15 protein-coding genes are annotated in these 13,217 nt (G+C 51.4%); 3 read left to right on the top strand and 12 right to left on the bottom strand.

The window, feature by feature from the left end; genetic code table 11:
• Window positions 1-68: 68 nt before the first annotated feature.
• Both AC1V0D_RS20585 and AC1V0D_RS20590 read left to right on the top strand, forming a co-directional pair.
• On the top strand, window positions 69-551 hold the full coding sequence (locus AC1V0D_RS20585; protein ID WP_046100865.1) for an Hcp family type VI secretion system effector: 483 nt from the start codon (window positions 69-71) through the stop codon (window positions 549-551).
• Between the two features lie 710 nt (window positions 552-1,261).
• Complete coding sequence (locus AC1V0D_RS20590) at window positions 1,262-2,740, top strand: hypothetical protein (RefSeq protein ID WP_482907982.1); 1,479 nt, start codon at window positions 1,262-1,264, stop codon at window positions 2,738-2,740.
• Window positions 2,741-3,568: 828 nt separating this feature from the next.
• Here the strand turns inward: AC1V0D_RS20590 and AC1V0D_RS20595 are convergent.
• From AC1V0D_RS20595 to AC1V0D_RS20635, 9 genes are all read right to left on the bottom strand, one after another.
• Window positions 3,569-4,381: a hypothetical protein gene (locus AC1V0D_RS20595; protein WP_482907983.1), complete on the bottom strand. Its 813-nt coding sequence runs from the start codon at window positions 4,379-4,381 to the stop codon at window positions 3,569-3,571.
• 15 nt (window positions 4,382-4,396) lie between these two features.
• The gene (locus AC1V0D_RS20600) at window positions 4,397-4,672 is read right to left on the bottom strand and encodes an ogr/Delta-like zinc finger family protein (protein ID WP_482907984.1); all 276 of its coding nucleotides are present in this window, start codon (window positions 4,670-4,672) and stop codon (window positions 4,397-4,399) included.
• Complete coding sequence (locus AC1V0D_RS20605; RefSeq protein WP_482907985.1) at window positions 4,672-5,223, bottom strand: phage polarity suppression protein; 552 nt, start codon at window positions 5,221-5,223, stop codon at window positions 4,672-4,674. Before AC1V0D_RS20605 ends, AC1V0D_RS20600 begins: the two co-directional genes overlap by 1 nt.
• Window positions 5,220-5,963 (bottom strand): phage polarity suppression protein, encoded by a 744-nt coding sequence (locus tag AC1V0D_RS20610; protein WP_482907986.1) that lies wholly within the window; start codon window positions 5,961-5,963, stop codon window positions 5,220-5,222. The genes AC1V0D_RS20605 and AC1V0D_RS20610 overlap by 4 nt, the downstream gene beginning before the upstream one ends.
• A gap of 410 nt (window positions 5,964-6,373) precedes the next feature.
• Entirely contained in the window at window positions 6,374-9,046 is a 2,673-nt protein-coding gene (locus AC1V0D_RS20615) for a DUF927 domain-containing protein (RefSeq protein WP_482907987.1), read from the bottom strand.
• A gap of 9 nt (window positions 9,047-9,055) precedes the next feature.
• Entirely contained in the window at window positions 9,056-9,433 is a 378-nt protein-coding gene (locus AC1V0D_RS20620; RefSeq protein ID WP_140924045.1) for a DUF5375 family protein, read from the bottom strand.
• On the bottom strand, window positions 9,430-9,711 hold the full coding sequence (locus tag AC1V0D_RS20625; protein WP_482907988.1) for a hypothetical protein: 282 nt from the start codon (window positions 9,709-9,711) through the stop codon (window positions 9,430-9,432). Before AC1V0D_RS20625 ends, AC1V0D_RS20620 begins: the two co-directional genes overlap by 4 nt.
• Window positions 9,712-9,739: 28 nt before the next feature.
• Window positions 9,740-10,096, bottom strand: a complete 357-nt coding sequence (locus AC1V0D_RS20630; protein ID WP_482907989.1) for a hypothetical protein — start codon at window positions 10,094-10,096, stop codon at window positions 9,740-9,742.
• Window positions 10,089-10,268, bottom strand: a complete 180-nt coding sequence (locus tag AC1V0D_RS20635) for a host cell division inhibitor Icd-like protein (protein WP_482907990.1) — start codon at window positions 10,266-10,268, stop codon at window positions 10,089-10,091. Before AC1V0D_RS20635 ends, AC1V0D_RS20630 begins: the two co-directional genes overlap by 8 nt.
• A gap of 135 nt (window positions 10,269-10,403) precedes the next feature.
• Between AC1V0D_RS20635 and AC1V0D_RS20640 the strand changes: the two genes are divergently transcribed.
• A complete protein-coding gene (locus AC1V0D_RS20640; protein WP_126690258.1) occupies window positions 10,404-10,592 on the top strand; it encodes a toxin-antitoxin system HicB family antitoxin in 189 nt (62 codons plus the stop codon).
• Between the two features lie 30 nt (window positions 10,593-10,622).
• On the opposite strand, the gene AC1V0D_RS20645 is transcribed toward AC1V0D_RS20640, so the two are convergent.
• The 3 genes from AC1V0D_RS20645 to AC1V0D_RS20655 all read right to left on the bottom strand — a co-directional run bounded on the left by AC1V0D_RS20645 (window position 10,623) and on the right by AC1V0D_RS20655 (window position 13,135).
• A complete protein-coding gene (locus AC1V0D_RS20645) occupies window positions 10,623-10,829 on the bottom strand; it encodes a helix-turn-helix transcriptional regulator (RefSeq protein WP_482907991.1) in 207 nt (68 codons plus the stop codon).
• Window positions 10,830-11,201: 372 nt separating this feature from the next.
• A complete protein-coding gene (locus AC1V0D_RS20650) occupies window positions 11,202-11,915 on the bottom strand; it encodes a hypothetical protein (protein WP_482907992.1) in 714 nt (237 codons plus the stop codon).
• A complete protein-coding gene (locus tag AC1V0D_RS20655; protein WP_482907993.1) occupies window positions 11,915-13,135 on the bottom strand; it encodes a tyrosine-type recombinase/integrase in 1,221 nt (406 codons plus the stop codon). Before AC1V0D_RS20655 ends, AC1V0D_RS20650 begins: the two co-directional genes overlap by 1 nt.
• Window positions 13,136-13,217 lie beyond the last annotated feature (82 nt).

Here is a 13,217-nt window from a genome sequence, read left to right on the forward strand (position 1 = left end):
GTCATCATACTTATCATTAATTTTATTTAATCATATCCCCCTTATCAGTGAAAGAAAAAGGACCAGCTATGAGTACGGATCTCTTCTTAAAAATCGATGGCATAACAGGCGAATCGCAGGATAGTAATCACAAAGGCTGGATTGCCATTGATTCATTTACATGGGGTGCGAGTCAGCCAGGGAATATGACGGTTGGTGGTGGGGGAGGTGCTGGAAAAGTTCAGTATCGTGATCTTTCCGTTCAGGCGCTGATTGATAAAGCTACTCCAGCAATCATGCGCTATGTTTCCAACGGCAAGCATATTGGCAAGGTAGAGCTTTCAGTATGTAAGGCCGGAGGAAGCCAAATAGAGTACTGCCGCATTACGCTTGAAGATGTGCTTATCACTAACGTAATTTTCAATGGCACTACTAACCGGGACCTGATTGGCGTTTCATATCAGTTCCAGGCATCAAAGGTAAAAACACAATATTGGGAGCAATCAGCAAGCGGTGGCAAAGGTGCAGAAACCCAGTCAGGCTGGGACATTAAATCAAACAAAGAATTATGATGAAAAGACAGGCCTGAATGGCTTTAGTAACTGACTTATTGCCCAGCAAAAGCAGAAGATTCGGGTGAGCCCAATCATAATTTTTAGAATAAACGCCCGTTTTTCAGGGCGTTATCAGATGTATTAGATGCTTGAGGAACTTACTCAATATTCTGAATCTGTGCATAGTTTATAATAGTATGTTTATGATTTTAATATGATTTACTTTTTGTTCCCTTTGTGGTGGTACAATTTTTGGTACGTAAAATTTTTATAAGGCTTAAGGTTGGCCGTTTTGAGAAATGTTATGAGCAAAGGAAAGCTCTCTATCATATGCAAGATTTATTGATTAGTGCTCAGGCTGGGAGCTTTGATTATGGGAGTGTTTTTTATTTAACTTATTGATTTTGATGATGATTGATTTGTTTTTCTAATGACTCCTCATAAGCAACTCCAATCAAATACCGTTTTAACACAGTGGTTGTCGCGAAACCTCATGCTCTTCTAATGAATTGTAGAAACTGATAGTTAGCTTACGATATCAACAAAATGATTAGTTGTTTTTTTGTTAAGCTAGGTATTTATGGATCTGTTTTTTTTTATGTGAATGATTTTATGAGTTTTTTAATTTTGATTTTAATGTGAAATGTGTTCATTATTAATGAATATTAATGTTTCTTAATCCTCTCGCACGGTAACCTGTAGATAATTTAAGTTAAGGAGAACCATCTATGCCTAAGATAAATGTATATTTTTCTGACTTTTTTAAAGTAGCACCTGAAAAGATTAAAGATTATGGTGCATTTAATATCTCGTTAATTAATGATCTTCCATTATTTATAGATCCATTTCTATTATTTAACAGCGCTAATGACAAATATAAGAAGCTACATAATGAAATAATCGAGTATGTTGCCTTTCTAAGGGATGTTTCTGATGGGAATAAGCTTAGTGAAGGCCTTATAAGAAGCTGGTTCCTTTTCCCTGAAGTGAAACAGAATTGGTTTGGCTACAGCATCGTTGGTAACGGTGGAAGTGGGTTAGGTCCAGACTTTGCGAAAGCTTTAAATGCAAGCTTTTCCAATATATTATCGAATTTTGGTAAAGAGGAAATCACTTCTAGCAGCCATTTGGAAAAGCTATGCCTTATTAAAAGTGGCGTTGGTAAAGATAGTGTTAGCGATTTTACTACAAATTTAATTAAGTCTTTTTTGTTGGAATATACACAAGAGTTCTCTACAAAAAACATAAATAAAAAGTTTCTTAAAGAATTCAATGTAGAAAAAGTTCATTTCAACTATCAGACTAGAACGTGGGTAAATAAAAATTTCACATTGCCTTCCTATAATGGGGACTTTGTGCTATTGACTCCGCGAGATATTCTCACCAAAGATGATACTTGGATTAACCGTAATGACATGGTTGCTGATTTTAGAGGTATCTGTAATAGTATTCCTAACGAACAATTGAGGGATCAACTTAGCGAGTATTTTAATAGATGCCTTCCCGATAATGCAAAGAAAAAAGACTTTGAAGCGGCTGCAGATTTAGTCATTAAGAGTAACCCTACTTTCATTGACTATTATATTAAAATGAAAGAAAGGCAAAGTAGGTCTGCACATGAAAAGAGCATGGAGAAAGTTCTAGAATCAGAGAGTGTTTTTATAAATAAGGTTCAAAAACTTATTGATTCAATTTTTGAGTATAACAACAAATTTTTTCATGAGAAGCATGATACCTTAGAGGAATCCTATAAGCGTGTAATGTACTTAAAGCAAGTAATTGAAAATAACAATGGCTATAGGGTTTTTTATCTGAAAGGAAACCCTATCAAGCGTGAGTCAGACTTGCAACTAATGTTCAGACTTACATGGTATGCTTCTATATCGGATGTTAATAGTGAAGTTGACAATGGAAGAGGGCCTGTAGATTACAAAATATCACGAGGTTCTAAAGATAAGACATTAGTTGAGTTTAAACTGGCAAGTAACTCCAAGTTAAAACAAAATTTAGCTCATCAGGTTAAAGTGTATGAGAAGGCAAATCAAACAAAGAAATCAATAAAGGTTATTCTGTACTTTACTGATGAAGAGTTGAGTAAATTAATTTCTGTATTCAAAGAACTTAAAATAAAAGAAGGGAAGAATCTCGTTATAATTGATGCTAGACCTAATAAAGTTTCAGCTTCAAATGTAAAGGAAGAGGATTGATTTAATCAATTTAAAACGGTCTGTCATTTGAATTGATAGACCGTATGATATTTTAACTACATTGCTCCACATTTCTTTTCTGAAGGAGAGCAGCGCAATCCTCGGCATCTACGACAATAAGATTGTGGAATTAATCTTTCATTCTCTACGGTTCTAAATCCGAAAAGTTCCTCTATTTTATTTAAGTCATTTGTTGCTTGCAACTTACAGCAAGGACAAATAGCTTGTATTTGATATGACATTATTGCTGTCCTTTAAAATGAGAATTCTATATATCCGTTACCCAAAAAACTTTGCGCGAGGGGTTATCCCGGACAAGCCTGCCCTCATGCGTCGCTTTTTAAGCTTCGGCATGATGATGTTAGGCCGAGCCAGAGCGGATGCTAAGTATGTTTCAGGCGAGTGAATCACGCCCTGTGCATACACACCTATTTATACTCGTCACCATTCACAAAATCTTTAGAGTAGTATCAAAAAACTATGGCGAATGTGCCCGCCTGCAGGAACATTATTTTTGGACTCAAAACCTTTTTTTTAGGACATCCGCTCAAAACATGATTGAAGCAACGAGGTGTAATTGCTGGACTTTAAACTTTTCCCGTAGCGCGCGCTCGTAGCCCCGCCACGCCTGCGCACTTCATGCAGCGGTTTTCATGCACCTGCATGAGTGGCTCAGGGCCGCGCCGCTGCTGGCCTTTGCTGCCGGTCTGGGGTGCCGAAAACTCATGCGTTTTCATGCAGCATAGACATGCACGCTCACGCTGGTGCGTGCAGGTACAAAAAAGCCCGGCACATGGCCGGGCATCAGTGGGATCTAAAATCAGAGACTCAGAAAATTTTGCGCTTGCGCCGGTCGGTTCTGGCTCCCCTGACAGGATAAGCGCCAGCCAGGCTGATGACGTCATCGCGGAACATCAGCGGCAGGTTTTTATGCGTCCACTTCTCAATGAGGTTCACGGCAAATTTATGGTACAGCGTATCCGCGTCGTTCGCTCCCTCAATCACGCCGGGCGCATGAACCGATCCGTTTCGCTCAAACTGGCTGTATTTCATTCTGAGCAGGCTGCCGAGTTCAACGCCATTCACCATAAAAAATTCATCAATGAGCGTGTCAATACGCTCGTCCATAATGCCGTCATGGCAGAACACATAGGCATTTGCCTTGCGTCCGGTAGCATCGGCCAGCGCGGGCAGCTGCTTTTCTCTTTCTGCAATCAGTCCGGCAAGGTCAGATGCCGTTTCCTGCTGCTCCAGATATTCTGCGCGCAGCGCTTTCATTTCCGGCGTGACGGTGCCGCCGTTCTGCTCAAGCAGTTCACGAAAGCGGGCACGGTTGCCCTGGCTGGCCTGTTCCGTTGCGGCCTTACGCTGGCGCAGCGCGCTGATGTTGTCCCCGGCGGCGGCTTCTGCCTGTTTTGCCTCCAGCCAGTCCAGCATTTTGCACTGGAGGTCCTGTACGCGGACCTGCCAGCCAGCGGGAAGGTCCTTCACCAGCGCGGTCGTGCGGCTGATAACGTCGGCCTCGGGCAGCTTCAGGAGCCATCCCGCATCCTGCAGCGGCTTCCGGCTTCTTGCCACGAGCGAGCCAACGAGTTCAGCGGTTGCCTTCATCTCTTCTTCCGTCATGTTCTGCTGTGTCATGCTTTTTTCTCTCTGTCAGGGCTGTGCGTGGCGGTCGCGGCGGGTGCAGGCGTCGCCGTAGCGACCCAGCGTCTGCGGCTGACGCGCCGCGCTCAGTGGTTCCGCTGCGGGTTCTGACTCCGCAGGCCTCTGCGGCTTCATGATGATTTTCTCGACGCTCTCCAGCGCGGTGAACGTGCAGGAGCAGTCAAGGTTGGTGCACTGATACCATGTACGCTTGACGGTCGCTGACTCGTAGGCGCTGGTGCGTGTGTGCGCGGTGGTGCCGCACTCCGGGCATTTCAGGGCCATTACGCGCCCTCCTGCGAAATCCGGTCCCGGCGCTGCGCAAAGCGCAGATGCTGTGCGGGGGTGTGGCTGCCCTGACAGTCGCGCAGCATACCGGCCTCCGGGGCAAGGCCCGTTTCGGCCAGCGCGTCCTGATAGGCTGCGGCCACCGCCGGGCGCGCCCGCTGCACCTCACGGGCCACGGCGCTGCGCAGCAGCCGTGCGGCCACGTCAAGTCCGCCGGGGCCGTTCAGGAACGGGGCCAGCGCGGAGGTGAGCGCCGGGCCGTGTTCGCTCATAAAACCGCTGAGCGCATCTTCCGTGCAGGCCTCCAGCACCATCCGCTGTGCATAAACGCCCTCGCGGGCGGCGCAGTTAATCTGCCAGTCCAGCACCGCGATGCGCTCGCGCAGCTGCGGCACTCGCTCACTGTAATCAGCCGTATTTTCGCCCGCCGTGAGCAGGGTATTCAGCGCCGTTTCGGCCTCCTGACGCTCACTCAGGTGCGTCTGCCACTGGCTGCGAGCGGTACGGAACTGCCCCAGTGCCTGTGCGGGTGTGATTGCAACGGTCATTGTGCCTGCTCCTTCAGCGCCATTTCGCGGCGGATCAGCATTCTGTTCCGCGCTGCCGGTGTCGGGCCTCTGCTGAGATCAACGCGGGCTGCATGATCCGGGAACACACCGACCAGCCTGAAGGCTGCATCCTCCTCCGGCAGGGCGTCGCGCTCAAGCGCAGGGCGCGTGATGTGTTCAGCGATAAATTCCCTGAGCACGCTTTCCGGGTCGTTGACGCCCCGGACAACGCCGGTGGTGATGGATGCCTCACGGCCCAGCGTGATTTTCAGCAGGCTCAGGGTCTGAATCAGCGGCCCGCCGTGGGCCTGCATGAAATCCTGCCACAGCTGCATGGCGCGCAGCCGGACGAGTTCGTTATGGGCGCTGATGTAATCTTTCGCGCGGTCAGCAGTCTCCCACGGCAGGAACTCACTTTCCTGTGCGTGCAGGGCCAGCAGGGCGTCAAACTCTTCCAGCGACTCGCGGTCGAGCGCAACCTCCGCGCGCAGCTTCTTCATCTCCGGCGTCATTACGCCGCCGTTCTCACGGAACAGCCTGCGCCATTCGTCATTCTGTGCGGTTGCGTTCGCCTCAGTCTCAGCCCGGCGCTGGCGGATGGTGTCAGCCTGCGAGGCTGCTGACTCCTGTTTATGGCGCGTCTCAATCCAGGCGTTTCGGGCTGCGTTAACTTTTTCCAGCGCACTCTGCACGGAAGCAGGGAGCGCATCAGCTGCTGTTACGATGGTGTTATCGGTCATGGGCATTCCTGTCGGGTTATTTTCGGTCAGTCAATTGTGCCGCGGCTGGCACAGTGCATCTATCTGCTGGTCGTGTGTGGTGGCTGGTACAACGCCGGGCGGTTTTACCGCTGTGGCTGATAACCTGCCTGCCAGAAAAAGAGGCTTAAACGGCGCTGCATATCAGGCTCCTTTCTTTTCTGGTGTAACACGGGTAACAGGTGTTACATCGATGAATTAAAAGAACATTTTCTTATTATTCCGGTGTAACACGACGGGTAACACGGTGTAACAGCGCTGACGGATGCGTTACACCTGTTACACCTCACCATTGAAAGAGGTGTAACAGGCTGACGCTTTACTGAATGCGGCTGTTACACCCGTTACACCTGTTACCCTTTAAAAATAAGACTCACGCAAAGCCTTTAACGTCAGCCCGGTACCTCGCTGTTGAAGACGTAGAGCCTGCGCACGTTCATCTCTGGCGGGCGGATGCTGGTCTGTAGCTTTCCGTCGGCGGATGCCATGAGGTAGCCACGGTCGGCGCACAGGCGCGCCACCTTGCGCGGGTCAAACCCCCTGCAGATTTCCTTCCAGCCGGATGGCATGACGTAGAACGTCGTCACCGCCTCGGTGCCCTGTGCGGTGCTGCCTTTTTCCACCCTGCGCCAGCCCACCATGTTGCCGGGGCGGTTGCGCTCGTCGTGCCAGTCGGCAAAGCGGCTGTACTGGTTCGCGGTAAAGAAGCTGCGCACCTGCTCCAGCGCGGCAATGTCTTCCTGGTTGGCGGTATGGCCGCGGTCTTTCAGCCAGGCGTTCAGGCACACGCGGGTTGCCCGCAGCGCTTCACCCTCCTGCCAGCCGGTAATGCCCAGCCGGGTCGCCAGCTCACCGGCCATTGCCACCAGGGCAAAGCGGTTGACCGCGCGGCCCACCTGATTGCCCGCGTCGGGCGGGGTCAGGGCGGCGGTGTACTCCTTCAGCAGCGTTTTAGCCTGCGCCGTCAGCCCGTTCAGGTCGGCGGTCAGCGCCTTCAGCCACTCGCGGAACGGCGCACCGTAGTAGCTGGCCGTGGACCATTCCAGATGCTCGGCCAGCGCCTTTCCGCTCTCAAAGCCGTGCAGCTCCTCAAACACGCCAAACTTCCCGGAGTCGCTGGGTATCTGGATCATCCTCACCTCCATCCCGGCAAAGGTGCGCTCTCCGGCCTTCGCGGCGTGCTCGGTCAGCGACAGCTCGCCGGTTGAGAAGAACAGCAGCCGCCACTGCTTGCGGGTGCGCAGCTCGCCGTCCGTACCGGCACGGCCCTTGCCCTGACCGTTTGCCAGCATGTAGGCGATGTTGCCCGCCTCGCGCCCGTCCACCTCGCGGATTTCGTCGAGCATCATGGCCGCGTCGTTGCGGCGGCTGGCGCAGCCCTCCAGCGCGTTGCCGGTAGCGCGCCACGTCTGCCAGTAGTCCGGCCCACCGCACACGGAGGTGGCCGCCTTCATGGTGGTGGTCTTGCCGTCCGTGGATTCCCCCTTGAGGTGATAGCCGCCGCCGTCCATACCAACCAGGCGCAGCAGCGGGGCGGCAAAGGCGAGGCTGACCGCAAACGCCACGCGGGAGTTGCCGGTGCAGAAGCGGGAAACGTGCTCGCGCCACTCCTGCGTGGTGCCGGACACGCGGAAATCGCGCCCCTGCACGGAGGTGGTCTGGAGAATGACGCTGTCAGCCCCGTCGCCGCTCACCTCGTCCTGGAGGACGTAAACCTGACCGTGCCAGCCGGTGCGGCTCACGCAGGTCACGCGGCGCTCCGGCTTGCACAGCGAGATGTATTCCATCAGGCGCGCGCGGGCCTCGCCGGTGGTGCTGATGTACGACAGGCCGTTGACCAGCAGCACCCGGCGCAGCTCCTCGCCGCTGCCGCTCAGCATCTCCATCGGCATCGCCCAGCGGCGGCGCTCGCCCCACGTGTCCTCCCACTCCAGCAGGCGGCCAAAGTTGCCGCCGTCGGCGTCGCAGGTGATGGCCGTGACGCGCAGCGGATTGCAGATTTTGACGTTCTGGATTTCGGTTTCGCCGTTGCGCTGCACCTGCTTTTCGTACCAGAGGTATTCCTGCGTCAGCCGGAACCCGTGCGGCAGCTGCGTGCGGCCCTCACCGCACAGCACCAGACCGTTACGAAAGGCTTCGCGGGCGCGTGTCACGCCGTGCTCCCGGTGAAAGTCGTTCCAGTCGGCCTTGATTTCGCCCGGCGGCAGGCTCACCCAGCCACTGACGGCTTTTGCTGCCTTCTCCGCAAACGCTCTGCCGGGGTTCTCACCCGCATCCTGAAAATCGTTGTCACCGGCGATGATGACTTTCACCTCCGGCCAGCGCGCCCGAAGCGCCTGCGCCACGTTCGGCAGGTTGCCCGACGATATCGCGGCCACGACGCACCCGGCGGTCAGCTGGCTTACCGTGAGCGCGGTGGCGTAGCCCTCCGTGATGACCACCTGCACCGGCGGCTCAGGCGGCAGCGGGCTGAGCGCCACAAATGCGCCCTTCATGGTGCTGCCGGGCAGCAGGCTCTTTTCACCCGTGGGAGCAATCAGCTGCGCGCCGGTCACCGCGCCGTCTGATGTGGTCAGCGGCAGTAGCAGGGAACCCGCAGGGAAGGCCGTGCCGCCAACGCGCTGTGCGCTCCCGGTCAGGCAGGCCGGATAACCGGTAAAGCCTTTGCCTGTGAGGTAGGCACTTTCACCGCTGTGGCTGGCCTTCACCAGTGCATCGACGGTGGCGGCCATGTCGCGCTTCGGGGCTTTTTCTCTGGCGGGCTTAACCGGCAGGGCCTGCACGTCACGCACGTCCAGCACCTCTGCCACCGCCTGCGCAGCCTGCTTTACGCCTTTGCCCGTCACCAGCTTCACTAGGTCAAGGCCGTCACCGTGGCCGCAGTGGCTGCAAATCCACGTACCCCGGCCTTCAAGATCATCCATGCGGAAACGGTCTTTGCCTGCACACTTAGGGCAGGGGCCGTGCCGGCCGCCGTCGGGCACGTTCACGCCCAGCATCTGAAGAATGACCGGCCAGCGGCCGCGCGCGGAGGCAGTGATGTGTGATACTGACTGTACTGTCATAACGCCTCCTTAATGCCGGTACAGCGACGCGCCGGTGTCGCAGAACGATTCAAACGCCGCCGGAAGCGTGGCGTAAAGCCCTTCCATCACCTCACACCCGCGAGCCGTCAGAGCGGGCGGCGCGGTCAGGAGCGTCGGCTCCACCATGTCGGTAAGCAGGGCCAGCGCCGCCGCAGCGCCGTGCGCTTCGCCATACTCATTAACCATCGCGCTCTCAATATGCAGGGCGATAGCCATCTCGATACGCTCCACCGTCATGCGGTGCGGGCCACGCATTTCGCTGCCGGTGTCGGCCAGATGCCTGGCCCGCCATGCGGAAGCAATGGCACGGCGGTACAGTGCCGTTGTCAGCTCGGGCGGGAACACGGATACCTGTGGCTTCTTCATACGCGGTCCTCCTCGAGCAGTGCGCAGCAGCGCGTGACGTCGGTCAGGTCGGCGCGCAGGTAGTCCATCAGTGCGGCCAGGCCGGGCACGCTGTGTGCGCTGAATGAACCCGGACAGGAATGTTCGGAAAACAGGAGCTGGAGCAGGTCGCAGGCTTCCTTTGCGCGGGTCAGCTTCTCAAAAGCGTCTTCCGGCAGCCCGTAGGTAAAGGCGGCAAAAGTACCGTTTTCAGGCAAGGGGATGCCCTGAGCACCGTTGTGCCCGATTAAAACTGTCATGATTTACTCCGTTAAAGCTGGCTGTATGTCAGAGGAATTTTGAGTAATGGCCGTCGTCAGGCTCCGCAGGCTTCTGTGCAGCCCGCTCCCGCCAGCGCTCGTACTTGACCGTGGGATGCAGATTAAACGGGCTGAACCCGCCGCTGCCTCCGGTCGGGACGGTGTGACGATGCGGCGCACCGGCAAGCCGGGTATAGTTTTCCTGAAACCACGCCAGCGGGGAGGAGGTCACCTGACCGTCGCTGTCGTAGCGATACAGAACCTCGTGACTGAACTCAGGGTTAGCGGATGCGACTGACACAGGCGCATCGGTAAATCGCAGTACCGTCACCGTCCAGCCCTGCGAATGCTGCCAGCGTTCGCCGCTCTGAGGATATTCACGCATGATGGCCTCCGCGGCAGGGCAGGCGGCCTGCAAATAGCAGGATGTAATCAGCCGCCATTCGGCTGCGTGCGCTGCGCTCGTCAATGGCAGTAATATGCAGCATGACGGGGCGGCAGGACAACTGAGAACGGTTGATTGCCGCGAAGATCCAGGTAGACTTTGATGCAGCCATAGGGGTACTCCCAAGTTCATTTATGGTCAGGCTTTGCGAGGTATTGCGAGTACCTTGCAGAGCCGCTTGTTTTCAAATGCTTTGTTATATAAGGTACGTACCTTACCATTCTTATTAAAGTTAAAGGTACGTACAATGTCAAGAGTTAAAGATCGCACTCCTAAAACCGGTGGCAAATCGCCCACCTTCCAGATACGCATCAATCCAGAGCTAAGAGAGCAACTCGATCTTGAAGCTGCCAAAGACCAAACCACACTCGGCAACTGGTTCAAGGAGGTTGCAAGAGAAGAACTTAGGCGTCGTGGTATTGAACCTAAAGGATGATTTTTGCGGTGACTCGTCGCCGCATATTTATCAATGTGCACACTGCTGCCCTATCCATTCTTTTACCTCCTCAGCACGCCAGGCAGTAATACGAGCGGAAATTTTTACTGGCTTCGGAAATGATCCAGATGCAACCCGTCGCCATAGCGTTGCTGACGAAAACGGCAGGCAATGCATCAACTGTTTTTGTCTGATAAATCCGGTTTCAGGGATGATTCCGTAAGGTGTGTGCTTCAAATTAGGATCTCCTATCTCAATGAGTACAAGTGGTGTGGGATGAGATTAATGGAGACGCATTGATGAATTCCACTGAAAGTGGAATTCCATCAAGAAGATGAAAATTCCATTTAAAAAAACGAATTCCATCGATTCATTACTGTTGAAGAGGGAAGGTGAGGATTTTTAAGCTTTTGATTTATAAGTGACTTATTTTAAAGAGATTTGTATTGCATTTCATTGCACCTCATTGCCCTTTATAAACACTTAAGTTCGACACTATTGGCCAATATTGGCAACTAAAGGGCAATCGAAGGTAATGCCTGGGCATTGTTTGGCACATTTCGATAACGGAAGAGATATCAATGCATCCTAAGAGCAGGCAACAAAACGTCACTCCTCATCATAAAGTGAGTTAAGAGATGCTCTCAGCTTGTCGTAAAAAGAAGATTTACCCATTCCTTTTTGGCTTATGCCATTAGATTTCGCATAATCGCTCAACAATCTGTGCAAAGGTTCGATGCTTGGGGAACCAGCATTGTTAATCCACTTTGTCGATCCACTGGCTGATTTTTCCATAGCGAGATTGATCGCGAGCAAACCTATAATTTTATGAAGAGATGCATTCTCCTCGTTTTTCTTGTGGGCACCACGCTTGTCCTGAACATTTTCTTTAGCGATTAAAACTGCCTTTTCGCCGCCACACTGAAAAATGAGTGATTCACCATACTTTTTATATGTTTGACTCAAGGCTAGAGTGCAGCTTTCAATCAAAACATCGGGAGTTACATCTTTTTCAAGAAGAATAAAACAAGATGAGAAAAGGATGTTTGCCTCTATGGGGCTATTGGTCGCGATTGCTTTAGGATAAAGTATATCCAGTTCATTTTGCTTTCCTTGTGATTTAAGGATAGCGTGTAAATTCCTGTTAACTCTAATTAGATATATACAATAATCACTGATAATATTGTTTTTATCTTTCGGTAACTCATCGTTTCTAAGGTTAGGATCAACATTGGCTAATGCCCTAGCCAATTCCTTTATTTCAATTTGGGGGTAGTGGGTTAGCCTTTCAATGGCGCTACCTTTTGAGAAACTAAAATCCATTATAACTTCGCCTCTATTTCTGCTAGAAAGTCAGCCAGTTTATCAAGCGCTAATTTTCTTTCATTAAAGTAATTATGTCTATTGTAGATACCTTCAACGCCTTTAATGCGATGATTGAGGCAACGCTCTGCTACCACTGGATCGATATTTAAAAATGCCAAGTGGGTTCTGGCAGTTCGTCTGAAGTCGTGGATAGTAAAGCCTTCAACACCTTCCATATGCGGTTTAAGCTTTGCCAGCGCTACAGGAAGAGTGCTTTCTGCAATGTGAGGTATCATCCTGTTCTGCATCTTTCTTGCAGGGAGAACCCATTCACTGCCTAAAGAGAGTTGCTTTAGCTCATTCAGCCAAACCAAAGATAATTTAGGAAGAGGAATATCCAGGTTATCGCCGTTTTTGGTGTTTTTTAAATACCAGATACCTTCCTCAAGATCAAAGTCTTCCCATTTAGCTGAGCACAGTTCCATTTTCCTGCAGCAAAGAAGTAAAAGTAGCTTAAAAGTTATTTCATTCTGTCGGCTAAATCCTTTAGCTATTTTCATCGCGCGAAAAAGTAACGTAATTTCCTCTTCTGAAAGAAAACGATCTCTGGATTTTTCCTGTCCACCTGCATCATTGTTATCAAAGGCTGCCGCTGGGTTAACACTCAAATAGTGACGTTTTATACCATAGTTGAATATGCGCTTTATCCAACGTAATACATCATTAGCGATTGTTGGCGCGCCGCGTTGAACAATGCTCTGCAACATTTTATCAATATCACCAGGCTTAACGTCTTCAACTTTTATGTTGCCTATGTGAGGATTGATATCTTTTTCAATGCGCCTGCGAAGAATATCGGGGTGTTTCCAGCGTCCAACAATTTGTTTCTCATAGTACTCAATCGCAAGGTCAGAAACACGACGAGCGTTCTTCTCTTTCTCGATTTTGGCAAGCGTGGAGGCTTTACGCTCCTGCTTCTCTCCAGCGACGTCATAGCCTAAAGCTACTCTTGCCGATAGCTCTCTGGCCCGTTCGCGCGCTTTTGCTAAGGATAAATCCCCGTACGAACCGATCCACATCGCACGGGCTTTGCCTCCGTAGCTGTAGCGAAAGCGCCATTTGGGTATTGAGAACTCTTTGCGGTAGCAAAGGTACAATCCGTTTCCGTCAGAGCGTCCTTCAAACCGTTCCTGAGACTTGAGCCAGGCTTTTATCTGTATGTCTGTTAGCTTTCCCATTCTGCCTGCTTGTACCAAACCGATAACGGTAAAAGGATAATTGGTACATCAGATGGTACAGTATAAGCGCGAGGTTTTGCGA

Source organism: Pantoea sp. PA1 (genome assembly GCF_056856975.1).